General features: G+C 69.2%; 26 protein-coding genes and 1 tRNA gene. 12 read left to right on the forward strand and 15 right to left on the reverse strand.

Translation table 11 applies throughout. The features are described 5' to 3' along the window. Positions 1-17 precede the first annotated feature (17 nt). Complete coding sequence (locus B9Y70_RS10885; RefSeq protein WP_143337623.1) at positions 18-356, forward strand: DUF5997 family protein; 339 nt, start codon at positions 18-20, stop codon at positions 354-356. A gap of 244 nt (positions 357-600) precedes the next feature. Then, positions 601-1,992, forward strand: coding sequence for an MFS transporter (locus B9Y70_RS10890; RefSeq protein WP_085550297.1), 1,392 nt, complete (start codon positions 601-603; stop codon positions 1,990-1,992). Positions 1,993-2,163: 171 nt separating this feature from the next. Here the strand turns inward: B9Y70_RS10890 and B9Y70_RS10895 are convergent, their stop codons facing one another. Beyond that, positions 2,164-3,354: an alpha-amylase family protein gene (locus B9Y70_RS10895; protein ID WP_085550298.1), complete on the reverse strand. Its 1,191-nt coding sequence runs from the start codon at positions 3,352-3,354 to the stop codon at positions 2,164-2,166. A gap of 72 nt (positions 3,355-3,426) precedes the next feature. Between B9Y70_RS10895 and B9Y70_RS10900 the strand changes: the two genes are divergently transcribed. Continuing rightward, positions 3,427-3,990 carry a TetR/AcrR family transcriptional regulator gene (locus B9Y70_RS10900; protein WP_240309243.1) on the forward strand — a complete coding sequence of 188 codons (564 nt, stop codon included), beginning with the start codon at positions 3,427-3,429 and terminating at the stop codon, positions 3,988-3,990. 3 nt (positions 3,991-3,993) lie between these two features. On the opposite strand, the gene B9Y70_RS10905 is transcribed toward B9Y70_RS10900, so the two are convergent. From B9Y70_RS10905 to glyA, 3 genes are read right to left on the reverse strand one after another with little or no spacing between them, the layout of a single operon-like run. Beyond that, a complete protein-coding gene (locus B9Y70_RS10905; RefSeq protein ID WP_085550300.1) occupies positions 3,994-4,671 on the reverse strand; it encodes an aminotransferase class IV in 678 nt (225 codons plus the stop codon). Continuing rightward, positions 4,668-6,611: an aminodeoxychorismate synthase component I gene (gene pabB, locus B9Y70_RS10910; protein WP_085550301.1), complete on the reverse strand. Its 1,944-nt coding sequence runs from the start codon at positions 6,609-6,611 to the stop codon at positions 4,668-4,670. Before pabB ends, B9Y70_RS10905 begins: the two co-directional genes overlap by 4 nt. Positions 6,612-6,615: 4 nt before the next feature. After that, positions 6,616-7,914, reverse strand: a complete 1,299-nt coding sequence (gene glyA / locus B9Y70_RS10915) for a serine hydroxymethyltransferase (protein ID WP_085550302.1) — start codon at positions 7,912-7,914, stop codon at positions 6,616-6,618. A 111-nt stretch (positions 7,915-8,025) separates the two neighbouring features. Here glyA and coaA point away from each other — a divergent pair, with 111 nt between their 5' ends. Next, entirely contained in the window at positions 8,026-8,952 is a 927-nt protein-coding gene (gene coaA, locus B9Y70_RS10920) for a type I pantothenate kinase (RefSeq protein ID WP_085550330.1), read from the forward strand. A 99-nt stretch (positions 8,953-9,051) separates the two neighbouring features. Here coaA and B9Y70_RS10925 read toward each other — a convergent pair whose 3' ends face one another. The 5 genes from B9Y70_RS10925 to mca form a co-directional block, all read right to left on the reverse strand. Further along, positions 9,052-9,564, reverse strand: a complete 513-nt coding sequence (locus B9Y70_RS10925) for a flavodoxin domain-containing protein (RefSeq protein WP_085550303.1) — start codon at positions 9,562-9,564, stop codon at positions 9,052-9,054. A 7-nt stretch (positions 9,565-9,571) separates the two neighbouring features. Continuing rightward, positions 9,572-10,339 carry an isoprenyl transferase gene (locus B9Y70_RS10930; RefSeq protein ID WP_085550304.1) on the reverse strand — a complete coding sequence of 256 codons (768 nt, stop codon included), beginning with the start codon at positions 10,337-10,339 and terminating at the stop codon, positions 9,572-9,574. Positions 10,340-10,344: 5 nt separating this feature from the next. Further along, the gene (locus B9Y70_RS10935) at positions 10,345-11,433 is read right to left on the reverse strand and encodes a 3-deoxy-7-phosphoheptulonate synthase (protein WP_085550305.1); all 1,089 of its coding nucleotides are present in this window, start codon (positions 11,431-11,433) and stop codon (positions 10,345-10,347) included. Between the two features lie 186 nt (positions 11,434-11,619). Next, complete coding sequence (locus B9Y70_RS10940; RefSeq protein WP_085550306.1) at positions 11,620-11,901, reverse strand: hypothetical protein; 282 nt, start codon at positions 11,899-11,901, stop codon at positions 11,620-11,622. Next, on the reverse strand, positions 11,894-12,805 hold the full coding sequence (gene mca / locus B9Y70_RS10945; protein WP_085550307.1) for a mycothiol conjugate amidase Mca: 912 nt from the start codon (positions 12,803-12,805) through the stop codon (positions 11,894-11,896). Before mca ends, B9Y70_RS10940 begins: the two co-directional genes overlap by 8 nt. Before the next feature lie 146 nt (positions 12,806-12,951). On the opposite strand from mca, the gene B9Y70_RS10950 reads away from it, so the two are divergent. From B9Y70_RS10950 to B9Y70_RS10970, 5 genes are all read left to right on the forward strand, one after another. Next, positions 12,952-13,425 carry a DUF4307 domain-containing protein gene (locus B9Y70_RS10950; RefSeq protein WP_085550308.1) on the forward strand — a complete coding sequence of 158 codons (474 nt, stop codon included), beginning with the start codon at positions 12,952-12,954 and terminating at the stop codon, positions 13,423-13,425. 135 nt (positions 13,426-13,560) lie between these two features. Continuing rightward, complete coding sequence (greA, locus tag B9Y70_RS10955) at positions 13,561-14,085, forward strand: transcription elongation factor GreA (RefSeq protein WP_085550309.1); 525 nt, start codon at positions 13,561-13,563, stop codon at positions 14,083-14,085. Positions 14,086-14,125: 40 nt separating this feature from the next. Beyond that, the gene (locus B9Y70_RS13090; protein ID WP_240309244.1) at positions 14,126-14,392 is read left to right on the forward strand and encodes a thiamine biosynthesis protein X; all 267 of its coding nucleotides are present in this window, start codon (positions 14,126-14,128) and stop codon (positions 14,390-14,392) included. Between the two features lie 36 nt (positions 14,393-14,428). Beyond that, positions 14,429-14,845, forward strand: a complete 417-nt coding sequence (locus tag B9Y70_RS10965) for a hypothetical protein (protein ID WP_085550311.1) — start codon at positions 14,429-14,431, stop codon at positions 14,843-14,845. Next, positions 14,845-15,315, forward strand: coding sequence for an SRPBCC family protein (locus tag B9Y70_RS10970; protein ID WP_085550312.1), 471 nt, complete (start codon positions 14,845-14,847; stop codon positions 15,313-15,315). Before B9Y70_RS10965 ends, B9Y70_RS10970 begins: the two co-directional genes overlap by 1 nt. Before the next feature lie 40 nt (positions 15,316-15,355). Here the strand turns inward: B9Y70_RS10970 and B9Y70_RS10975 are convergent, their stop codons facing one another. Beyond that, positions 15,356-16,192 (reverse strand): Bax inhibitor-1/YccA family protein, encoded by an 837-nt coding sequence (locus tag B9Y70_RS10975; RefSeq protein WP_205410446.1) that lies wholly within the window; start codon positions 16,190-16,192, stop codon positions 15,356-15,358. A gap of 222 nt (positions 16,193-16,414) precedes the next feature. Here B9Y70_RS10975 and B9Y70_RS10980 point away from each other — a divergent pair, with 222 nt between their 5' ends. Beyond that, entirely contained in the window at positions 16,415-17,776 is a 1,362-nt protein-coding gene (locus tag B9Y70_RS10980; protein ID WP_085550314.1) for a hemolysin family protein, read from the forward strand. Continuing rightward, positions 17,773-18,825: a CNNM domain-containing protein gene (locus tag B9Y70_RS10985; RefSeq protein WP_085550315.1), complete on the forward strand. Its 1,053-nt coding sequence runs from the start codon at positions 17,773-17,775 to the stop codon at positions 18,823-18,825. Before B9Y70_RS10980 ends, B9Y70_RS10985 begins: the two co-directional genes overlap by 4 nt. On the opposite strand, the gene B9Y70_RS10990 is transcribed toward B9Y70_RS10985, so the two are convergent. Further along, positions 18,812-19,654, reverse strand: coding sequence for a quinone oxidoreductase family protein (locus tag B9Y70_RS10990; RefSeq protein WP_085550316.1), 843 nt, complete (start codon positions 19,652-19,654; stop codon positions 18,812-18,814). The genes B9Y70_RS10985 and B9Y70_RS10990 overlap by 14 nt on opposite strands. A 28-nt stretch (positions 19,655-19,682) precedes the next feature. Here B9Y70_RS10990 and B9Y70_RS10995 point away from each other — a divergent pair, with 28 nt between their 5' ends. After that, the gene (locus B9Y70_RS10995; RefSeq protein ID WP_085550331.1) at positions 19,683-20,156 is read left to right on the forward strand and encodes a nucleoside deaminase; all 474 of its coding nucleotides are present in this window, start codon (positions 19,683-19,685) and stop codon (positions 20,154-20,156) included. Here B9Y70_RS10995 and B9Y70_RS11000 read toward each other — a convergent pair. From B9Y70_RS11000 to B9Y70_RS11015, 4 genes are all read right to left on the reverse strand, one after another. Further along, positions 20,157-20,230 (reverse strand) — tRNA-Leu (locus B9Y70_RS11000). It abuts the gene before it with no gap. 122 nt (positions 20,231-20,352) lie between these two features. Continuing rightward, positions 20,353-21,312, reverse strand: coding sequence for a Ppx/GppA phosphatase family protein (locus tag B9Y70_RS11005; RefSeq protein WP_085550317.1), 960 nt, complete (start codon positions 21,310-21,312; stop codon positions 20,353-20,355). Then, positions 21,309-21,866 (reverse strand): DUF501 domain-containing protein, encoded by a 558-nt coding sequence (locus tag B9Y70_RS11010; RefSeq protein ID WP_085550332.1) that lies wholly within the window; start codon positions 21,864-21,866, stop codon positions 21,309-21,311. The genes B9Y70_RS11005 and B9Y70_RS11010 overlap by 4 nt, the downstream gene beginning before the upstream one ends. A 5-nt stretch (positions 21,867-21,871) precedes the next feature. Continuing rightward, positions 21,872-22,369: an FtsB family cell division protein gene (locus tag B9Y70_RS11015; protein ID WP_085550318.1), complete on the reverse strand. Its 498-nt coding sequence runs from the start codon at positions 22,367-22,369 to the stop codon at positions 21,872-21,874. Between the last annotated feature and the right edge of the window lie 56 nt (positions 22,370-22,425).

Genomic DNA, 22,425 nt, shown 5'->3' on the forward strand with positions numbered 1-22,425 from the left:
AGCCGTCCGGCCGAGCCATGAAGCCGCAGACCGCGGCGAAGAAGCTCGGCATCTACCTGCCCGCCACGCCGGAGGAGTTCCGGGCCGGCGCCGTGACCCACGCCGAGCTCAAGCAGATGGTGGAGAACCCGCCGGAGTGGCTCGCCGAGCTGCGCCGCACCGGCCCGCACCCGCGCCCGGTCGTCGCCCAGAAGCTGGGCATCACCATCGCCGCCCTCAAACGCAACGACATGGACAAGCCCCTGACCACCGAGGACATCAAGGCACTCCTGGCCGATCAGCCCGAGTGGCTGCGTGCCGCCCGCACCGCGCTGGCCGAGGGCCGCGAGACCCCGGATCCCGAATCGGCCGAATAGTCGTTCGCACTCCGCACCCCCGTTCACCCTGAACGGGGGTGTCGTCGATTCCGGCTACCCGACCCGGGGAAATGTATGGATTCCATACCCCACCTGCATCGCCCCAGTTCACACCTGGGAACGCGGACATGAACCCCTGAGAGATCACTAGGGTCGGTCCTAGTGTTTTGTGAACTGCAACACTTCTACAGTTCGGTCATCCTCTCCGTCACAGAGAGTTTCCGGACTACAGAAGGACCCGAAAGTGAACACCACAACCTCCCCGGCCACCTGGGCATCGCCGGCACACCGCCGCACGGTGTACCTCATCCTCGCCGTTGTCGGCATCTCCATCCTCTTCGACGGCTACGACCTCGTCATCTACGGCGCCGTCCTCTCCTCGCTTCTCGACGACCCGTCCCACATCGGCCAGCTCTCCCCCGCCGTCGCCGGCACCCTGGGCTCCTGGGCCATGATCGGCGTCCTCGTCGGTGCCCTGTCCGCCGGAGCCGTCGGCGACCGCGTCGGCCGCCGCAAGGTCATGCTCACCGCCATCGTGTGGTTCTCCATCGGCATGGGCCTCACCGCCCTGTCGACCTCGATCTTCATGTTCGGCTTCCTGCGCTTCGTCACCGGCCTCGGCGTCGGCATGATCGTCGCCACCGGCGGCGCCATCATCGCGGAGTTCGCCCCCGCCAACCGCCGCAACCTCTTCAACGCGATCGTCTACTCCGGTGTCCCCGCCGGCGGCGTCATGGCCTCCCTGTTCGCCCTCGCCTTCGAGGATGCCATCGGCTGGCGCGGCCTGTTCATGATCGGCGCCTCCCCGCTGCTCTTCCTGCTGCCCCTCGCCTGGTTCGCCCTGCCGGAGTCCCCGCGCTGGCTCGTCGCCCGCGGCCGTAAGGCCGACGCCCGCGCCGTCTGCGTCCGCCACGGCCTGCCCGAGGGCACCTTCCTCGACACCCCCGCAGTCGCCGTCCCGGCCGCCGAGGCCAAGCGCGACGTCGAGAAGACCGGTTTCGCCGGCATCTTCTCCCGCTCCTACCTGCCGGGCACCCTCCTCATCGGCGCCATGTCCTTCATCGGCCTGCTCTCCACCTACGGCCTCAACACCTGGCTGCCGAAGATCATGCAGTCCAACGGCGCCTCCGCCCACGACTCCCTCTACTCCCTGCTGTTCCTCAACGGTGGTGCCGTCGTCGGTGGCCTGACCGCCTCCTGGATCGCCGACAAGATCGGCGCCAAGGCCGTCATCACCTCCACCTTCGCCCTGGCCGCCGTGTCCCTGGCCATCCTCCCGATGTTCACCTCCGTCGCCCCGATGTACCCGTTCATCGTCGCCGCCGGCATCGGTGTCATCGGCACCCAGGTCCTCACCTACGGCCTGTCCGCCAACTACTACGGCACCGCCTCCCGTGCGGCCGGTGTCTCCTGGGTCGCCGGCTTCGGTCGCCTCGGCGGCATCGCCGGACCGGCCATCGGTGGCCTCATCATCGGCGCGGGCCTCGGCCCCACCGCCTCCTTCTGGATCTTCGCCGGTGCCGCCCTCGTCGGTGCCGTCGCCACCGCCCTCATCCCGCGCTCCCCGGCCCAGGCCGAGATCGTCGCGGAGCAGGCGCCCGTAGAACGAAAGTTAGATGAGCCGGCCCTGAGCTGATCGCACACCTGACGGAGAGGACCCCCTGACCAACACGGTCAGGGGGTCTTTCCGATTCGTTATGACGAGCGTCGCAATTACGACCCGGAATCCCACAAGCCCCCGCTTATAGGGCCAGGTCGCGGAAATGGTACTACGTCGTAATTACGAACGTCGTAAATACGACCAGCCTTACCAGGCGTACTCCGCGGTCTCCCCGTCGGAGAACTCCAGCCGCGCGGTCGCGGTCGGCTCGATGGTCAGGTGAACCGTGAGGGACTCCGTGCCGGAGCGCACGACGTAGGAGATGGACTCGTTGGCCGTCTCGAGCACCTCGACGCCCGCATCCACGAGCCAGGGGTGGCGGCGTCGGGAGGCGATGAGCTCCCGGTACAGCGCGTGCATCCACTCCCCCAGCGGCGCGAGTTCCTCCGGGGTGGCGGGCAGCGGCGGGCGGACGGGGTCGTCGGCGGAGAACCCGGAGCCCTTGACGCCGGTGAAGGCCTGCTCGTCACCGTAGTAGATGCTGGGGATGCCGGGCAGGGTGAGCAGCAGGACGGCGGCGAGCGCCGCGCCGGACGGGCCGGCGACGCTGGCGATGCGGTCGACGTCGTGGTTGCCCACGAAGGTCTGCATCGGGGCCTGCGCGACGAAGTCGTTGTGACGGCCGAGGGCGTGCTCGAGCTCCCAGAAATTGACGTCCTTGATGGACGACCAGATGGCCTTCCACAGCTCGTACTGGGTGACGGTGTCCAGGTGGCCGTCGTGCACGAGCCCCAGGTAGTCGCCGTGGATGATCTCGCCGAGGAAGACGGCGTCCGGGTGCGCCTGACGCACGCGGTCGACCACCTTCGCCCAGAACCACGCCGGCACGGAGTAGGCGACGTCGAGGCGCCAGCCGGCGATCCCGCGGTCCAGCCAGTGGTTCATGACGTCGACGACGAGATCCTCGGTGCGCGGATCCTCGTGGTTGAGCAGCGCCAGGTCGCCGTGGCCCTCCCACGGCTCGGGGCTGCCGTCGTCCAGGCGGCGGACGGGGCCGTCGCCGGCGACCATGGGGTGGTCGATGCCCACGTGGTTGAACACGCCGTCGAGAAGCACCTTGATGCCGCGCTCCTCGCAGGCGGCGATGAGCTGATCGAAGTCGGCGTCGTCGCCCAGGCGGGGGTCGATCTGGAAGTGGTCGAGGGTGTCGTATCCATGGGTGCTCGAGGCGAAGATGGGCGCGAGGAGCAGGCCGTTGCAGCCGAGGTCGATGAGGTAGTCGAGCCAGGGGATGAGGTCCGGCAGGCGGTGGCCTTCATCCTCGGTGGTCCAGTCGCGGATGCGGGCGCCGGTCGCGCCGAGGGGGTAGACGTGCCAGAAGATGGCATGGTCGAGCACTTCGAACTCCTATTGAGTGTGAGTCAGTAACTGTTATTGACCTTAACTCAACAACGGGTATGGTTGTCAACCGTGAGCACCCGCAGACGCCTGAGCACCGCCGAACGCCGCGCCGCCATCCTTGACGCCGCGCGCGAACACTTCGCCACCACCTCCTACCCCGACGCCTCCGTCCCGGTGATCGCGGCGGCATCCGGCAGCTCGCAGTCACTCGTCTTCCACTACTTCTCCTCCAAGGCCGGCCTGTACGCCGCCGTCGTGGAGGATTCGCTGCGCTCGCTCATCGACGCCCCCCTCCCCCACGCCCCCTCCACCCGCGACCGGGTCTCCCTTCTGCTCCAGGGCTACCTCGACGCCCTGGCCGCCGACCACACCCTCGTCGCCGGGGTGGGCGAGCCGGAGGCCGCGGTCGCCCACCGCCGACAAGCCGCGTCCGCGCTGGTGGAGAAACTCAAGGAGATCACCGGCATCGGCGACTTCGCCCGCCATCACTGGGCATTGTGGGGCTGGGTCGGCTTCCTCGAGGCCGGTGGGCGCCGCTGGGTCGAGGCGGGGTGCCCGGAGGAGCAGCGCTGGCCGCTCATCGACGCCGCGCTCGGTGCCCTGGAGGGCGCCTTGGGCGACTGGCGGGTGTGAGGATCAGCCCCACCGCAGCAGGGTGTTGACCTGCGCGGTGCTCATCGGCGTCTCCACCTGCTCTGCCCATCCCGTCACCTCGGTCCACCCGTGCAGCGCGCTGCCCGCCCACACGGGGAACGTCATCAGCTCCTCCACCGCGATGGGCCGGGTGCCCGTGAAGCTGAGGGCCTCCCGCGTCGCCTGCACGGTCGTCGACGGCAGCTGACGCGGGTGCTCCGGGAACATGAGCCGTCCGTCCTCCCACCAGGCCAGCGCGCAGTTGGCACCCTCCGCGACCAGGCCGTCCCCAGTCCACAGCACCGCGTCATCCGCCCCGTGGCTTCGCGCCTGCGCCCGCAGCTCACCGAGCACGCGCAGGTCCGGGCCCTTCACCCGCGGTTCGCGGCGCGGATCCGGTGTCGGCGGCACCCACAGCACCGTCTGCGTCCGCAGGGGCGGGGCCGGGCGCACCCGCAGGTAGAGCTCCGGACCGTGCTTCTCGACGCGCGGAAACCACGCCCCCTCGACCGGCATCCGCCCGGGCACGGCGGCCATGAACTCGGGGTGCCCGAAGCGGGCGACGTGCAGGTGCGGATGGGCCATGTGACCGTCCTGCACCAGCCAGGAGTCCACCACGTCCGGCTCGGTGCCCGGGTCCGCACACTCCACCAGCGCGGCACCGTCCCAGCGGTGGATCACTGCGGGAACTCCTGCCCCAGCAGGTTCAGCAGGGGCGCGGACTTGGTGATCGTCTCCTCGTACTCCGCCACCGGGTCCGACAGCGCGATGACCGCCCCGCCGACGCCGTAGCTCAACCCCTCGGAGTCGGCGACGATCGTGCGGATGACCATCGACAGGTCCATGCCGCCGTCGAGCGAGAAATAACCGATGCCGCCGGAGTAGATCCCGCGCGGCCCGGCCTCGAGGCGGTCGATGATCTCCATGGTGCGGATCTTCGGCGCCCCCGTCATCGACCCGCCGGGGAACGTCGCCCGCACCGCGTCCACGGCTGTCCTCCCCGCAGCCAGGCGGCACGTGACGGTGGATACGAGCTGGTGGACGGTGGCGTATGACTCGACGTCGAACAGCGGCTCGGCGCGCACGGTCCCCGGCTCGGCGACGCGGGTGAGGTCGTTGCGCACGAGGTCGACGATCATGAGGTTCTCGGCACGGTCCTTCGGGTTGACCGCGAGATCGGAGCGCAGACGGGCGTCCTCCCGCGGATCGGCGCTGCGCGGACGCGTGCCCTTGATGGGACGCGACTCCACGACCCCACCTGTGACCTGCAGGAACCTCTCCGGCGTCGACGAGAGCACACTGACACCGCCGATACGCAGCAGCGAGCCGAAGGGCGTCGGGTTCGCCGCGCGCAGCGCCCGGTACGCCGGCCACACGTCGAGCTCACCGTCCGCGCGCAGCTCGTTGGTCAGGCACACCTCGTAGGTCTCGCCCTGGCGGATCTCCTCGAGGCACTGCCCCACCAGCCCCAGGTACCGGGCCCGATCGTGCCTGGCCCCGAGCTTATCGACGCCCCCGTGGTCCCCCACCCCGTCCGCCCGCAGGTCGGCGAGCCGCTCCGCGGTCGCCGCGCACCACGCGCGCTGCGCGCGGTCGTGCTCGGAGCCGATGAGGGCGATGGCGTGGGTGCGCCGCCGGGCATGGTCGATGACCACCGCCCGGTCGGCGAAGATCATGCCCAGGTCCGGGTGCGGGGAGCGCCAGGCGGTGCTGCCGCCACACTCGGCCTTGAGTTCGTAGCCGAGCCAGCCGACCCAGCCGAGAGTGAAACCGAAGTCCACGTCCCCGGCGTCGATGGTGTTGGCGGCGAGGTCCTCCGCGAGGTCGTCGAGAAGCGTGCCCACCCGGCCGGTCCACACGCGGGCCAGCGGGCCGGAGTCGTCGCCGAGATAGGAGAAGCGCCCGGTGCCGTGGTCAGGCGTGGTGGAGTCGAGCCAGAAGGAGTTCTGCGCCCCCGCGAACAGGCAGGCGTGGACGGCCTCCCCGTCGGCCTCGTGCTCGACGGTGGCGGTGTGCAGACGCCACCGGGAACGCGAGCGGCGGTTGCGCTCCGCGGCCAGGGACAGGAAGTTCGCCACCAGCGTGTGCCCGTCGAAACCGCCGATGGACTCGGGGTGGAACTGCACACCCCACTGCGGCAGGCGGCGGTGCGCCAGCGCCATGACCAGACCGTCCTCGGTGCGGGCGGTGACGGCCAGGGAGTCGGGGACGTCGACGACGAGCAGGGAGTGGTAGCGGACGACGTCGATAAGCGGGGGGAGGGAGGCGAAGAGACCGGAACCGTCGTGACGGACCGGGAACACGCGGCCGTGGACGGGCTCAGGCGCGAGGTCGACGCGCCCGCCGTGGGCGTGGGCGAGGGCCTGATGCCCCAGGCAGACCCCCAGAACGGGAACCCGCCCGTCGCGCAGGACATCGAGGCACATGCCGATGTCCGACTCGCGCTCCGGGCGGCCGGGACCCGGCGAGATGATGACGGCGTCGTACAGGGCGACGCGGTCGACATCCCAGCCGGGTTCGTCGTTGGTGATCACCTCGGGGGTGACACCGGTGATGTCCTCGACATAGGCGACGAGATTCCAGGTGAAGGAATCGCGGTTGTCGATGACGAGGACACGCACGGGACTAGTTGATCTTCCAGTCCTCGAGACCCTCGTACAGCGGGTACTGGTCGGTGAGCTTCGCGACGCGACCACGCAGCGCCTCGACGTCGGCGTTCTTGCCGTCGACCAGGGCGGTGCCGATGATGTCGGCGACCTCGGTGAAGGCGGCGGCGTCGAAGCCACGGGTGGCCAGGGCCGGGGTACCAATGCGCAGGCCGGAGGTGACCATCGGCGGGCGCGGGTCGTTCGGCACGGCGTTGCGGTTGACGGTGATGCCGACCTCATGGAGGAGATCCTCGGCCTGCTGGCCGTCCATCTCGGAGTTGCGCAGGTCAGCCAGGACCAGGTGGACGTCGGTGCCACCGGTGAGAACGTCGATGCCGGCAGCCTTGGCGTCGGCGGCGGTGAGACGCTCGGCGAGGATCTTCGCACCCTCGATGGTGCGGGCCTGACGGTCCTTGAACTCGTCGGTGCCAGCGACCTTGAGGGCGACGGCCTTGGCGGCGATGGCGTGCATGAGCGGACCGCCCTGCTGGCCCGGGAAGACGGCGGAGTTGAGCTTCTTGGCCCACTCCTGCTTCGCGACGATGAGGCCGGAGCGCGGGCCACCCAGGGTCTTGTGGACGGTGGTGGACACGACGTCGGAGTGCGGCACCGGGGACGGGTGCAGACCGGCGGCGACGAGGCCGGCGAAGTGCGCCATGTCGGTCCACAGATACGCGCCGACCTCGTCGGCGATGGAGCGGAACGCCTCGAAGTCGAGGGTGCGCGGGTAGGCGGACCAGCCGGCGATGAGCACCTTCGGGCGCTCGGCCAGGGCCTGCTCGCGGACGCGGTCCATGTCGATGCGGTGGGTCTCCGGGTCGACCTCGTAGGCGACGACGTCGTAGAGCTTGCCGGAGAAGTTGAGCTTCATGCCGTGGGTGAGGTGACCACCGTGCGCCAGGGACAGACCCATGATCTTGTCGCCGGCATCGGCCAGGGCGTGGAGGACCGCGGCGTTGGCCTGCGCGCCGGAGTGCGGCTGGACGTTGGCGAACTCGGCGCCGAACAGGGCCTTCGCACGGTCGCGGGCGAGATCCTCGACGATGTCGGCGTTCTCGCAGCCTCCGTAGTAGCGACGGCCCGGGTAGCCCTCCGCGTACTTGTTGGTGAAGACCGAACCCTGCGCCTGCAGCACGGCGCGGGGGACGAAGTTCTCGGAGGCGATCATCTCGAGGAAGTCGCGCTGACGGGCGATCTCGCCACCGATGGCGGCGTGGACCTCCGGGTCGAGAACGGACAGTTCCTGGTAGCGAAGGTCAGAAGACTCAGCGGTCATGGGCGTTTAAGCCAACCTTTCTAGGGGGACACGGCATTCGACGCACAGCTTACCGCCCCATGATCGGCCCATACCCCCTGCCCCCGTCGGACAGGTGACACAATGGGGGGCATGTCCCGGCCCAAGGATGCCACCCCGTACGTGGATTTCGACCGCGCCTCCTGGCGTGCCCTGCGTAAATCGATGCCCCAGGTCCTCACCGAGGCCGAGGTCGAGGAACTGCGCGGCATCGGTGAATCCATCGACCTCGTCGAGGTGGCGGAGGTTTACCTGCCCCTCTCGCGTCTCATCCACCTGCAGGTCTCGGCGCGGCAGAAGCTCGTCGCCGCCACCGAGACCTTCCTCGGGTCCTCCTCCGGGCACGTGCCCTTCGTCATCGGCGTGGCCGGCTCCGTAGCCGTGGGCAAGTCGACGACCGCCCGCCTGCTGCAGGTGCTGCTGCAGCGCTGGGACTCCCACCCCCGCGTGGACCTGGTCACCACCGACGGCTTCCTCTACCCGGCCGCCGAGCTGCACGAGCGCGGGCTCATGGGGCGCAAGGGCTTCCCGGAGTCCTACGACCAGCGGGCGCTGCTGCGGTTCGTCACCGACGTCAAGTCCGGCCGCCCCTCCGTCGACGCCCCCGTCTACTCCCACAAGCTCTACGACCGGGTGCCGGACGAGGTGATGACGGTGTCCCAGCCGGACATCCTCATCGTCGAGGGTCTCAACGTCCTGCAGACCGGACCGACGCTCATGGTCTCCGACCTCTTCGACTTCTCCGTCTATGTCGACGCGCGCACCGAGGACATCGAGAAGTGGTACATCGACCGCTTCCTCCAGCTGCGCTCCACCGCCTTCCGCGAGCCCGGCGCGCACTTCGGCCACTACGCCGACTACGGCGACGCCAAGGCCCGGGCGGAGGCCCGTGAGATCTGGCAGTCGATCAACCTGCCCAATCTGGTGGAGAACATCCTGCCCACCCGCGTGCGTGCCTCGCTGGTGCTGCGCAAGGGAGCGGACCACCTGGTGGAGCGGGTACGGATGCGCAAGATCTAGGGCGCCCGGGTGCAAAGGCTGACGTATAGATAACCCGCGAACTGGGACAATGCAGGGAATTGAACGCTGCTCAGGGGAGCTTCTGCATCACGCCCGGCTCTACCGCCCCGCGCCCTGCACCCACTCGACGACGGCGTCCAGCTCGCTGAGGTCCACGTGGTCGGTGTCGGTGTCGTAGGAGTCGATCATCGCCTGGTCGTTGGCGCTGCGGTCCGCCTCCCGCCGGGCCTTGAGCGCCTTGATGATCCCCCACATGATCATCCGGTGCTTACGACTCATCGTCGAGTAGCTCAGGCGTCCGGGGAGGTAGAAGCGGGCCACCCCCTCCGGGACCATGTCTTTGAGCTGATCCTTGGCGCGGGCGACGTCGAGAAGCGTCATGCCGACGGCGCACACGGCAACGGGGCGCCCGCCGAGGTCCTGCTTCGACACCCAGCTCGCGGCGGGGATGACCGGGCCGTGGACGTGGGAGAGGACGACGAGGGGGTCGTGTGGATCGGCGACCGCGGGGGCGTCGGCCAGCGGCGCCGCGGTGACACCGAGGCGTGCGGCCAGCGCCTGCGCGTACTGCTCGGTGGAGCCGTAGGCGGATTCGTAGAGGACAGAGACCACGGGGAACCTACTTTCCGAATCGTCGACTGCGGTGCGAATAGTCCCGCAAAGCCCGTAGAAAATCAATTCTACGGAACGCCGGCCAGTAGGTGTCGGTGAACCAGATCTCCGAGTACGCGGCCTGCCACAGCAGGAACCCCGACAGCCGCTGCTCCCCCGAGGTGCGGATAACCAGATCCGGGTCCGGCTGCCCCGACGTGTAGAGGTGGTGCGACAACGACTCGACGGTGACCTTGTCGGCCAGCTCCCCCGGCGGGGTGCCCGCGGCGACCTCCTCCGCGAGCAGGTCGTGCACGGCGTCGACGATCTCCTGCCGCCCGCCGTAGCCCACCGCGATGTTCACCGTGATGCCGGTGCGGCCCACCGTGCGCTGCGCCGACTCGCGCCACCGCTCCGCGACCTCCGGCGGCAGCAGGTCGAGGTGCCCCACCAGCCGCACCCGGGCGGAGTGCTCCTCCCCGGAGAGCTCGTCGACGACGTCACCGATGATGCCGAACAGCAGCTGCAGCTCGTGCGCCTCCCGGCCCAGGTTCTCGGTGGACAGGAGGTAGACGGTGACCACCTCGACCTCGGTCTCCTCGCACCAGTGGACGACCTCGCCGATCTTCTTCGCCCCCGCCCGGTGGCCGTGGCTGATGTCCGCGTGTCCCGCCTCGCGCGCCCACCGACGGTTGCCGTCGGCCATGATCGCGATGTGCTTGGGCTGGCGCGCGCCCCTGAGCTCGCGCGCGAGGCGCTGCTCATAGAGGGAGTACAGCAGGCGGGTCAGTTTCACGGATCTCAGTCTAGTGTCTGGCCGGCCCGTCGTGTCCGCACTGCGGCTGCCAGTTCGCTGAGCAGGTCGACGGTGGTGTCGATGTCCATGCAGGCGTCCGTCACCGACTGCCCGTAGACGAGGTCACCCGGGTTCGCCTGATCGAGCGTCTGCGCGCCGGCCACGAGGAAGGACTCCAGCATGACGCCGGCGATGTGCTCGTTACCGTCCGCGATCTGCTTCGCGACGTCCCGCGCCACCTCCGCCTGGCGAACATGGTCCTTGCCGGAGTTGGCGTGCGAGGCGTCGATCATGAGGTGCGGCCGGTCGGTACGCTCCGCGAGCTTGTCGACGATGGCCTGCACCGACGCCGCGTCCGCGTTCGGGCCGGACGTGCCGCCACGCAGGATGACGTGGCAGTTCTCGTTCCCGGCGGTCTGCACAACGGCGGGGCGACCGCCGTCCGAGGTGCCGAAGAAGAAGTGCGGCTGCGACGCCGCCGACACCGCGTCCATGGCGACCTGGATGGTGCCGTCGGTGCCGTTCTTGAACCCGATGGGCATGGACAGGCCCGACGCCAGCTGGCGGTGGACCTGCGACTCCGTCGTCCGGGCGCCGATGGCACCCCACGCCACGAGATCCGCCCAGTACTGCGGGGAGTTCGGTTCCAGGAACTCGGCTGCGGTGGGCAGTCGGAGGTTGACCACCTCGCGCAACACCTCGCGGGCCAGCTCGAGGCCGTGGTTGATGTCGTAGGAGCCGTCGAGATGCGGATCGTTGATGAGCCCCTTCCAGCCGATCGTCGTGCGCGGCTTCTCGAAGTAGACGCGCATGATGATCTTGAGGTCATCGGCCAGCAGATCCGCCAGCGGGGCCAGACGGTGGGCGTAATCGAGGGCGGCCTCCCTGTCGTGGATGGAGCAGGGGCCGACGACGACCGCCAGGCGGTCATCCGCGCCGCGGAAGATGTCGGCGATCTCCGTGCGGTCACGGTCGACCCGTTCCTCCTGCTCCGGTGTCAACGGTGACCGGGCGCGCAGCTCCTCGGGGCTGGGCAGATCGTGGAAGGCGACGACGCGGCGGTTGGAGGTCGAGGGGTAGGTGAGGGTGCTCATGTGAGTGCTGCTTTCTGCTCTGTCGGAAGGTGGGTACGAAAAAAGCAGCCCCTCGACCCGATTTCTCGGGGAGGTGCTGCTTGGGCTCCGGGGATGTTCGTCGTTTACGCGCGCGTGACGACGAGGCTCAGCTCCGGAGCCCCGTCAAAATAAAATCGCTGGACGAACATGTCAGGGAGTATAGCACTAGAACCAGGACTGCTTGCGGCGGTCGAGGAGACCGGCCTCCTCCATCGCCTTGTCCACCGCCTCCTGGTCGAAGGGATCCAGGCCGTGGGCCTCCGCGAAGGCGCGGCGGCGGTTGTAGCGGCTGTAGCGGCGGTGGAAGGACCAGCCGATGAACAGGACCACCACGGCGAGCACGACGAGGACCGTCATGCCGATGGGCGAGGCCTTGCCGAACTCCGGGCCGAGCGGACCGCCCTGCTGCTGCTGGGCGAGGATCATCAGTTCTGTGAGATCAAGCATCGTTCACTTCCGTCTTCTTCTGTGTGGGCTCCAGCTTATCTGCCGTGATACCCGCGAAGAGATCGTCCTCCGGCAGGGAGGTGGCGACGCGGGTGCGGGCCAGCTCGAACTCCTCGGTGGGCCACAGCTTCTGCTGGACCTCCGCCGGGGTGGCCAGGAACGCGCCGGCCGGGTCGATCTGCGTGGCATGCGCCCGCAGGGCGGCCTCCCGGTGGGGGAAGTACGCGGCGCACTCGACCTGGGTGGTCACCCGGGCCATGATGTCGGCCTTGTTCTGCTCCCACCGCTCGAGCATCGGACCGTAGGGGCTGGTGCGGCCCTCGGCGATGAGGAGGTCGTGGAACATCTTCATCCGCTGCCGCACGAAACCGTGGGTGTAGTAGAGCTTCAGCGGGGCCCACGGCTCGCCGAGCTCCGGCTCGTAGTCCGGGTTGCCCGCGTTCTCCCAGGCCAGCATGGAGGCCTCGTGCACCTTGAGGTGGTCGGGGTGGGGGTAGCCGCCGTTCTCGTCGTAGGTGACGATGACGTGCGGGCGGAACTCGCGGATGATCTGCACGAACTCGCGCGCCACCTCGATGCCGGGCTCGAGGGCGAAGCAGCCCTCCGGCAGCGGCGGCAACGGATCACCCTGCGGCAGGCCGGAGTCGACGTGGCCCAGCCAGACGTGCTCGACGCCCAGGGCGGCGGCCGCCTCCGCCATCTCCGCGCGGCGGACGTTGACGATGTCCTCGAGGATCCCGGGCCTGTCCATCGCCGGGTTGAGGATGTCGCCCCGCTCGCCGCCGGTGCACGTGAGGACCATCACCCGGTTGCCTTCGGCGGCGTAGCGCGCGGTGGTCGCCGCGCCCTTCGATGCCTCGTCGTCGGGGTGGGCGTGGATCGCCAGGAGCCGGAATCCGCTCAACGTCTGTCGCTTCCTCTTGTCTGTAGCTGTTGTGTCAACCTGTCTCATCCTAGTCGATGGGGAGGAGCAGGCCCCGCCCGCACCATCCGATAGGATGAGGCCGGTACCCCACAATGATTGACGCGCCCTGCTGCAGAGGATGACTGATGAGCACTCCCGCCGACCCCCGTTCCACCGCCCGCTACGGCTCCGAGGGCGGCGGGCGCAACCGGAAGTCGCAGGGCAACCTCACCGGGAAAGCCATCGCAGTCATGGCGGTCGTGCTGCTCGCGGGCCTGGCGGTGGCCATCGCCCGCTACATGGCGGCCGACGCCGAGCGCGGTGACGTCACCATCTCCATGGTCTCCCACGAGCGCGTCGCCGACGACACCATGCGTCTGTGGGTGGATGTCACCCGCAAGGATCCGAACGTGGAGTCCTACTGCATCGTCACCGCCATGAACTACGAGATGGCCGAGGTCGGTCGCCGGGAGATCCTGGTGAAGCCGGGCGGCGACGCCGTCCAGCGCTTCGAGGTGGACATCCCCTCCCGTGACCTGCCGGTCTCCGGCAGCGTGTACGGCTGTTCCACGAGCGTGCCGGCCTATCTCACGGAGGGCCCTGCGCTCGCATCCGAGTGACCGGGCCGCTGGCCCGTGTGCTAAAATCCCTGACAATTGTTCACACCGGTGGGTGACGCGCGTGTCGGGGGTTCCCCGCCGGATGTTCGCCCCCACCGGCCCGAGGTACAGGGAAGGCAGGGACGCTACGTAGCTATGGCTGAGAACAGCAAGCAGTACATCACCCCGGAAATGAAGGCGAAGCTCGAGGCTGAGCTGCAGGCACTGATCGACCACCGCCCCGTGGTCGCCGCCGAGATCAACGAGCGCCGCGAGGAGGGTGACCTCAAGGAGAACGCCGGCTACGACGCCGCCCGCGAGATGCAGGACCAGGAGGAGGCCCGCATCAAGCAGATCTCCGAGCTCCTGGCCAACTCCACCACCGAGCGTGAGGGTGTCGTCGAGGGTGTCGCCCTCGTCGGTTCCGTCGTCCACGTCTACTACAACGGCGTCGAGAGCGAGAAGGAGACCTTCCTCATCGGTACCCGCGCCGCCGCCACGGACAACGAGCACCTGGAGACCTACTCCGAGCACTCCCCGCTCGGTGCCGCTCTGCTGGGTGCCCGCGAGGGTGAGACCCGCGAGTACACCGCCCCGAACGGGGCCACTATTTCTGTGACTCTGGAGTCGGCGAAGCCCTATGACTCCCAACTTGCCGCAACTCCGCGCTCGGCCAAGTAATCTCTCATACGAATCAGTGACTACCCGGAGGATCCCCACCATGTCCCGCATCTTCGCCCGTAAGGGTGCCGCTGTCGTCGGCGCCGCCGCTGTCGCCCTCGCCCTGGCCGCCTGCTCCCCGCCGAACGAGCAGCCGTCCGACGTCAAGGTCGACACCGCCACCGAGTTCCAGGCCCCGGAGGCCGAGAACGGTGCCGACGCTGACGCCACCACCACGACCGCCACCTCCACCCCGGTGACCACCACCGAGGACGAGGTCGTCGAGGAGGAGGCCGTCGTCGTCGAGGAAGCTCCGGTCCAGAACTAGCCGACCGTGACACCCCCGCTCCACACCCGGGCCCTGATGCTGATCGGCCTGGGTGTTGTCGTTTCCGCCTGCTCCCCGCCGCAGGAGCAGCCCTCCGACGTCAAGGTCGACACCGCGACGTCCTTCCGTGCGGCACCCGCCTCCCAGGTCGTGTCGTCGACGTCCGCTGCCCCCGCTCCCCTGCCGGGGGTCATCGAGTGTGTCGGTGCCCCGGAGTTCGAGCCGGAGTCCCTGGCCCTGGCCTGCGCCGACGACGATGACCGCCTGGTGGACATCACCTGGGACACCTGGACCCCGGAGAAGGCCACCGGCACCGCCGTCCGCGAGACCACCGAGCGGGGCCGGACTGAGCGCACCCGCGACGTCGAGGTGGAGCTCAGTGAGCCGGTCCGCAGCCCGCAGGGCCTGGTGTTCACCCGCGTCACCGTCGATGATGAGGAGATCATTCTCTGATGAACCTGCTCGAGCAGATCCCGCTGGTCACCCGCCGGGTGCTGGACGACGACACCGTCGGTGTCTCCCTCTCGCGCTCCTTCACGGCCTCCACCCGCGAGCTGTGGGAGGCGGTCACGGAGGCCGACCGCCGGGAGATCTGGTTCGGACCCGCCGAGGCGGAGGTCCACGCCTGCGAACCGGAGGAGCTGCTGCGCCTCGACTGGGAGGGAGGCGTCCTGGAGATCACGTTTGCCGACCGGACGCTCACCCTCACCCACACCTTCCCCCGGGATGGGCTGTGGGACACCTACGGCCCGGCCCTCGCCGGGATCGACTGGGACACCGCGCTGGCCTCCCTGGCCCTCCACCTGGCGATGGACGCCGAATCGGACGAGGGCGAGGAGGAGACGTTCATCCGTCGCCTGGCGGAGGAATGGAGCGTCGACAAGCAGCAGGCGCAACGCGCCGTCAACCTGTTCCTGGAATAGCGAAAGGGCCCCCGCAGGGGCCCTTCTCTGCTGTCCACCGCTAGTTGGAACGGAAGTAGGACAGCAGGCGCAGGATCTCGGTGTAGAGCCAGACCAGGGTGACGGCCAGGCCGAGGGCGACGCCCCACGCCATCTTGGACGGCGCGCCGGCGCGGATCATCTTGTCGGCGGCGTCGAAGTCGGAGAGGAAGCTCATCGCCGCCAGGCCGATGCAGACCAGGGAGAAGACGATGGCGAGCATGCCGCCGTCACGCAGCGGGTTCATTCCGGTGAACATGGCCAGCAGGAGGTTGCCCACGACGAGGACGAGGACACCGACGATCGCACCGGTGAGGATGCGGTTGAACTTCGGGGTGACCTTCACGGCGCCGGTCTTGTAGACGAAGAGCATGCCCAGGAAGACACCCAGGGTGCCCAGGACCGCCTGGCCGATCATGACGCCGGCGTCGGCGTTGACACCCTCGAAGGTGATGCCGGTGAACAGCAGGGAGATACCGCCGACGAACAGGCCCTCGAAGGCGGCGTAGATGAGGGTGACGGCCGCGGAGCCGTACTTCTTGCCGAACGTGGCCACCAGCACGGTGATGAGGCCGCCGATGGCGCCGACCACGGTGAGGATGAGCGCCAGGCCCGGGTTGACGAACATGTAGATGCCGAAGTTGAGCAGGGCGAAGACGACGATGACGCCGAGCGTCATGCCGGTCTTGGCGACGATGTCGTCGACGGTCATCGGGCGGTCGCCGGTGGCGGCCGGGGCCCGGCCGTAGCCGGAGTACGGGTCCTGGTAACCCTGCGGCGCACCTGAGGGGTAGGCGCCCGTCTGGATGCCACCCTTGGCGGTGGTGAGTGAGTTCATGACAGGGTTGCTGCTACGCACGATAAAACCCCGGTCCTTTCTGTTCCTGTGTGTTTCTACCCCGTACAACGTAGCAAAACCTGGATTAGTTCCCCGGGTGAGGAAACTCTTACCGACGCCGTGTCCGTTCCTGTACACTGTCCATGTTTTTGTCTCAACAAACCGAAAGGCGGACCACTCCACGATGGAGCCTCCCCCTGACAGACCCGCATCGTCCCAGCTCAACCTGAGGCAGGTGATCACATGCTGACCGCCGTCGCCCTGCTGGTCCTGGGACTGGTGATCATCGGTCTGATCATCGTGGCCAACGGCTATTTCGTGGCGCAGGAGTTCGCCTTCATGTCCGTCGACCGCACCGAGCTGCGCTCGCGTGCCGACGCCGGGGACGAGAAGGCCGCCGCCGCCCTCAAGGTGACCAACCGCACCTCCTTCATGCTCTCCGGCGCGCAGCTGGGCATCACGGTCACCGGCCTCATGGTCGGTTTCATCGCGGAGCCGCTGGTCGGCGAGTCGCTGGGCGTGCTGCTCGGCGGCGTCGGCGTACCGGTGGCCGTCTCCGTCGGTGTGGGCACCGTGCTGGCCCTGGCGATCTCCACGATCGTGCAGATGATCTTCGGTGAGCTCTTCCCGAAGAACTACACCATCGCCGCCCCGCTGAAGTCCTCCCTGGCGCTGGCCCGGTCGACGAACATCTACCTGGCGATCTTCGGCTGGCTCATCCGGTTCTTCGACTTCTCCTCCAACGCCCTGCTGCGCATGCTGCGCATCGAGCCGGTCGAGGACATCGACTCCACCGCCACCGCCGAGGACCTCGAGCACATCGTGTCCTCCTCGCGGGAGAGCGGCGAGCTCGACGACCAGACCTTCCTCGTCCTCGACCGCCTCCTCGACTTCCCGGAGCACGACGTCGAGCACGCGATGGTCCCCCGGTCCCGCACCGATGTCGTCGACCCGGCGACCACGATCGGAGAGGTCCGCCAGCTCATGGCCACCGCGCACACGCGCTACCCGGTCATCGACGACGAGCACAACCCCGTCGGCCTCGTCCACCTGCTCGACGTGCAGGACACCGAGCTTCCCGCCGCCGCGCCCGTCACCGAGATCATGCGCGACATCCTCGTGGTGCCGGAACTGATGTCGCTCCCCGACGCCGTCGCCAAGCTCGAGGACGCCCAGCAGAAGCTGGCCGGCGTCATCGACGAGTACGGCGGCTTCGTCGGCATCATCACCGTCGAGGACCTCGCCGAGGAGATCCTCGGCGACGTCACCGACGAACACGACGGCGAGTCCTCCGAGGACATCACCGAGACCGACGAGGACGAGTGGCTCGTCGACGGTGACACCCCGCTCGACGAGATCGAGCGTGCCATCGGCCACGACCTGCCGCAGGGTGACTTCGAGACCATCTCCGGTCTCCTCATCTCCCACACCGGCGGCCTCGTCGAGGAGGGTGAGGTCCACGTCATCGAGCTGGAGGCCGAGCCCGATGACTTCGTCGAGGGCGAGGACGCCCCCACCCGCTCCCTGCGCATGAGCGTGGAGGAGGTGGACCGCCACGTGCCGTCGGAGGTCCGCATCGAACTCATCGAGGAGGAGAAGAAATGATGAACTGGTACATCGCCCTGCCGGTGACCGTGCTGGTCATCGTGCTCTCGGCGTTCTTCGTCGTCATCGAGTTCTCCCTGCTCGCCGCCCGCCGCAACCGCCTGGAGGAGACTGCGGAGACCTCCGCCTCCTCCCGCGCGGCGCTGCGCAGCCTCAACGAGCTCACCCTCATGCTGGCCGGCGCCCAGCTGGGCATCACGGCGGCGACGTTCGCGCTCGGTGCCATCACCAAGCCGTGGGTCCACCACCTCATCGAGCCCGCCTTCGGCGCACTCCCCGACGGCGTGGCCTACGCGGTGTCCTTCGCCCTGTCGCTGTTCATCGTCACCTTCCTCCACCTGGTGGTCGGTGAGATGGCGCCGAAGTCGTGGGCCCTGGCCCACCCGGAGACCGCGGTGCGCGTCATCGCCGGGCCGGCGCGCGTGTTCATCACGCTCTTCCGCCCGCTCCTGTCGTGGATCAACCGGATGGCTAACGCGCTGGTCCGCCGGGCCGGGGAGGACCCGGTCGAGCGCGCCGCCGCCAAGGGCTACGACGCGGAGACCCTGCGCCACCTCGTCGAGCACTCGCGCGACACCGGCACCCTCGACGACATGTCCGCCAGCCAGATCACCGGGCTCATCGCTCTGGAGTCCATCACCGTCGGCGACGCCGTCACCCCGCGCCGCCCGCTGCCGGCCACCGCGACCGTCGCCGAGGTGCGCGCCCGCTCCCGGGAGATCCGCTCCATGCGCGTGCTGCTCGACGCCCCCGCCGGCGCCGAGCAGCCCACCCCGCACCTGGTGCACGTCCGCGACACCCTGCTCGCGGACCCGGCCGACATCGCCGACACCTACTCCCGTCCCGCGCTCCTGCTGCCGCAGACGACCACCCTGTCGGAGGCCCTCAACCTCATGCGCGGCAACAACGAGCAGGTCGCCGTCGTCGTCCCCGAGGACGGCATCGACGACTCCCCGGGCGAGGTCGTGGGTGTCATCACCTGGGACGACATCCTGTCCCGCCTGTGGCCCAGCATCGAGGAGGAGCTCGACCGCGTCAGTCGAGCGTGACCACCACCTTGCCGGTCGCGTGGCCGTCCTCCACCGCGGCGACGGCCTCTGCGGCCCGCTCCAGCGGGTAGTAGGCACTGACGTGCACCCGCGCCTGCCGCGCCACCTGCTCGAACACCTCGCGGGTGCGGCGGCGCGGCACCGCACTGCCCCCGAGCTTCTCGACGAGCGGTTTGTCCGCCACCGACACCAGCCGCGCCCCCGGCACCAGCACCGCCGCCTCCCGCAGCGTGTCCCCGCCCACGAGGTCGAACAACGCCGCGGGGCGCTCCCCCGCCCACTGCCCCTTGGGCACGTGCCGCGCCCCCAGGGACTCCACCAACTCCTTCTTCGCGTCCGAGGCCACCCCGATGACCTCGAGTCCCCGGGCCGTGGCCAGCGTGGTGATCGCGGTCCCCACACCCCCACCGGCCCCCAGCACGAGCAACTGCGCCCCCGCCGGCAGATCGAGCATGTCGAGGGCGTCGTAAGCCGTCCCCCACGCCACCGGCAGGCAGGCCGCGTGGCGCACGTCCATGCCCGCGGGCACGGGGGTGACGGAGGCGGCGTCGAGAAGCGCCTGCTCACCGAAGGTGCCGTGGCCGGAGGCCGCGGAACCGAACACCAGCTCCCCGGTGCCGACCACCCGGCCGGCGGCCTCCCGGCCGAACGCCATGGGGAACTTCACCTCCCAGCCGTTGGTGCCCTCGCGCGTGTTGAGGTCGCCCGGGTTGACCGCCGTGGCGAGCACGTCGATGAGCACCTGGTGGGGGCCGGGGGTTGGGGCGGGGACGTCGAGAAGCTCGAGGACCTCGGGCCCGCCGTGGGACCGAAAACCGAAGATACGCATGCCGCCCATTGTGCCTATGCTGGCGGCCATGATCACCGACGTTGACCGTGACTGGCTGGCCAGGGCCGTTGACCTGGCACGTCAGGCCCTCGACGCCGGGGACGAGCCCTACGGCTCCGTCCTCGTCGGGGCCGACGGCACCGAACTGTTCGCCGACCACAACCGCATCTCCGGCGGGGACGCCACCCGCCACCCCGAGTTCGCCATCGCCCGCTGGGCCGCCGGGAACCTCACCGCGCAGGGACGCGCCGACGCCGTCGTCTACACCTCCGGCGAACACTGCGCCATGTGCTCCGCGGCGCACGGCTGGGTGGGGCTGGGCCGCATCGTCTACGCCGCGTCCTCGGCCCAGATCGGGCGGTGGCGGGCGGAGCTGGGGCATCCCCCGGCGGCGGTGAACGCCATCCCCGTTCAGGACGTCGTGCCCGGCATCGTGGTCGACGGGCCGGACGAGGAACAGGGCGCACGCGTGAAAGAGCTCGTGGCGCGGATGCCGCGGTAGTGCCCCCAGTCGGACTCGAACCGACACTGAGCGGATTTTAAGTCCGCTGCCTCTGCCAATTGGGCTATGGGGGCCGGTGATGGCCAGGGGACCATCTTAGTCGACGCAGCAGCGCGAACGGCACCGGTACCCGGCCGGGACCGAAGACGAGCGGGAAGGGCGTCCGGGTCGAGGAACCCCCGGACGCGCGGTGCCATCAGGCCCGCAGGCGATCCCCCAGGCCGGCGACGATGCCGTCGAGGATGTCCTTCTCACTGATGACGAAGCTGTCGACGCTGGTCTGCGCGGCGATCATGTCCATGATGCCGTCGACGACCGCGCTGCCGCCGCCGAGGACGTCGGCACGCCCCGGGTGCACCACCGGGTTGAGGCCGCGGGTCTCGGCGGACTGGCGGCGGATCTCCGCGGTGAGCACACGCAGGGCGGAGAAGTTGAGCACCGAGCCGTGGATCTCGCGCGGGTCGTAGGTCTCCAGGCCCTGGGCCAGGGCGGACAGCGTGGTGAACGTGCCGGCGACGCCGACGAAGGTGCGCGCCTTGTCCACCGGCACGATCTTCACGACGTCGGCCAGGCGCTCGCCGATGTACTCCATGGCGATCTCGGTCTCGGTGTCCGTCGGCGGGTCAGAACGCATGATGCGCTCGGTGACCCGCACGCAGCCCATCTGCGCCGAGTGTGCGCCGAGGATCTCCCCGTCCGCGGTCCCGACGATGAACTCCGTCGACCCCCCACCGAGGTCGATGACGCAGAACGGGTCGTCGGAGGGGTTGAGGTCCGTGATGGCGCCACGGAAGGACAGGGCGGCCTCCTCCTCACCGGAAATGACCTCCGCCTGGGCACCCGGGGTGATGCGGCCGAGCAGCTCGGCGGTCATGCGGAAGAAGTCGTCCCGGTTGGAGGCGTCACGCGTCGCCGAGGTGGCCACCATGCGCACGGCCTTGACCTCCTCGAACTCCATGATCTCCACAAAACGGGAGAGCGCCGCCCGGGTCCGCTCGATGGCGACGGGGTCCAGCTCGCCGGTGGCGTCCACGCCCTGCCCGAGGCGGACGATCTCCATCGTGCGGGTGATCTCGCGGGTGGCCTCCCCCACGATGTCGCAGATGAGCAGGCGGATCGAGTTGGTGCCGCAGTCCACGGCCGCGACACGGGTCACTTGGCGGCCTCCTGGTAGAGCTCGTCGAACTGGTGGGGGTCGAAGCCCAGCTCCTCACACGTCGGCCAGTCCTGCGGGATCGCGGTGCCGCGCAGGCCCCCGCGGTCGGCGGCCAGGGCCACGGCCTCGGTGCCGAAACGCACCCGCTCCGGGCCCTCCGCCAGGGCGTAGGCGATGAGGACGTGGAGGCACTTGACGCGCTCCGGCATGCCGCCGCCGGAGAAGTCGGTGCCCAGATCCTCGAGGGCATTGCGCTCGGCGAGGTAGTGCTCGTGGGCGGCCGCGTAGTCGGCCTGCAGGGAGGCGTCCCCGGCGAGGCGCTCCTCCATCCACTTCATGACGTGCGCGACCTCCAGGCGCGACGCCTCGGCGGTCAGCCGCGGGTCGGTGAGGTAGTACAGGGTCGGGAAGGGGGTGCCGTCCGGCAGGCGCGGCGCGGTCTTCACCACGCCGGGCTGCCCGTCCGGGCTGCGGTAGGACACGGCCAGGACGCCACGGGGCTCGCGTCCCAACTGCTTCTCGACGGCCGCCAGGTCTGCTTCATTGACAGTCATGGCGATCATTCTTCCACGAGCACACCACCGGGGTCGTCTGCGGGCGGCGTTGCGATCGACGCCCACAGGATCTCGTACCACGTCAGGTCCGCCGTCAGCTCCTCCGCGGAGGTGGTCACCGAGGCGTCTGCCTCCATGTTGGGGTCGATGACGCGGAAGGCGATCTCCCCCTCCTCGATGAGCCCGAGGCGGCGGCGGGCCTCCTCACGGATCCACGCCTCGTCCTCGTAGCGGTCGATCTCGTCGAGGAGACGCTCCTTCTCCGCCTGCTTCGCCGCGATCGAGTCGTTGAGGCGGTTGATCTCCGACCGGCCCTGGAAGTAATTGTTCGCCGGGGCCCAGATCGTGCCGATGATGATGATCGCCACCGCCGCCAGCACACCGAACTCCGCCGTGTTGAAGCGCATCTTCGGCTGCTTCGGAGGCTTCGGCTGCTGCGCCTCCCGCGCGCGGGAGACCACCGGCACGGTGCGCCGGGAGCGGGAGGTGGGCTCGGTGTTCATAGACTCCCGAGTCTAGACGACGACGCCCCCTCCGCCCGGAAACCCGGGCTGAAGGG

It is taken from the genome of Corynebacterium pollutisoli, assembly GCF_900177745.1.
In the GTDB taxonomy this organism is placed as follows: Bacteria; Actinomycetota; Actinomycetes; order Mycobacteriales; family Mycobacteriaceae; genus Corynebacterium; species Corynebacterium pollutisoli.

Excerpts from the sequence above, each read along its gene's own strand:
- B9Y70_RS10885 (WP_143337623.1), top strand. The coding sequence starts at position 18 with ATGAAGCCGCAGACCGCGGCGAAGAAGCTCGGCATCTACCTGCCCGCC.
- glyA (WP_085550302.1), bottom strand. The coding sequence starts at position 7,914 with ATGACCGCTGAGTCTTCTGACCTTCGCTACCAGGAACTGTCCGTTCTC.
- coaA (WP_085550330.1), top strand. The coding sequence starts at position 8,026 with ATGTCCCGGCCCAAGGATGCCACCCCGTACGTGGATTTCGACCGCGCC.
- B9Y70_RS10935 (WP_085550305.1), bottom strand. The coding sequence starts at position 11,433 with ATGAGCACCCTCACCTACCCCTCGACCTCCAACCGCCGCGTCGTCGCC.
- B9Y70_RS10940 (WP_085550306.1), bottom strand. The coding sequence starts at position 11,901 with ATGCTTGATCTCACAGAACTGATGATCCTCGCCCAGCAGCAGCAGGGC.
- B9Y70_RS10950 (WP_085550308.1), top strand. The coding sequence starts at position 12,952 with ATGAGCACTCCCGCCGACCCCCGTTCCACCGCCCGCTACGGCTCCGAG.
- greA (WP_085550309.1), top strand. The coding sequence starts at position 13,561 with ATGGCTGAGAACAGCAAGCAGTACATCACCCCGGAAATGAAGGCGAAG.
- B9Y70_RS13090 (WP_240309244.1), top strand. The coding sequence starts at position 14,126 with ATGTCCCGCATCTTCGCCCGTAAGGGTGCCGCTGTCGTCGGCGCCGCC.
- B9Y70_RS10965 (WP_085550311.1), top strand. The coding sequence starts at position 14,429 with ATGCTGATCGGCCTGGGTGTTGTCGTTTCCGCCTGCTCCCCGCCGCAG.
- B9Y70_RS10970 (WP_085550312.1), top strand. The coding sequence starts at position 14,845 with ATGAACCTGCTCGAGCAGATCCCGCTGGTCACCCGCCGGGTGCTGGAC.
- B9Y70_RS10980 (WP_085550314.1), top strand. The coding sequence starts at position 16,415 with ATGCTGACCGCCGTCGCCCTGCTGGTCCTGGGACTGGTGATCATCGGT.
- B9Y70_RS10985 (WP_085550315.1), top strand. The coding sequence starts at position 17,773 with ATGATGAACTGGTACATCGCCCTGCCGGTGACCGTGCTGGTCATCGTG.
- B9Y70_RS10990 (WP_085550316.1), bottom strand. The coding sequence starts at position 19,654 with ATGCGTATCTTCGGTTTTCGGTCCCACGGCGGGCCCGAGGTCCTCGAG.
- B9Y70_RS10995 (WP_085550331.1), top strand. The coding sequence starts at position 19,683 with ATGATCACCGACGTTGACCGTGACTGGCTGGCCAGGGCCGTTGACCTG.
- B9Y70_RS11010 (WP_085550332.1), bottom strand. The coding sequence starts at position 21,866 with ATGACTGTCAATGAAGCAGACCTGGCGGCCGTCGAGAAGCAGTTGGGA.
- B9Y70_RS11015 (WP_085550318.1), bottom strand. The coding sequence starts at position 22,369 with ATGAACACCGAGCCCACCTCCCGCTCCCGGCGCACCGTGCCGGTGGTC.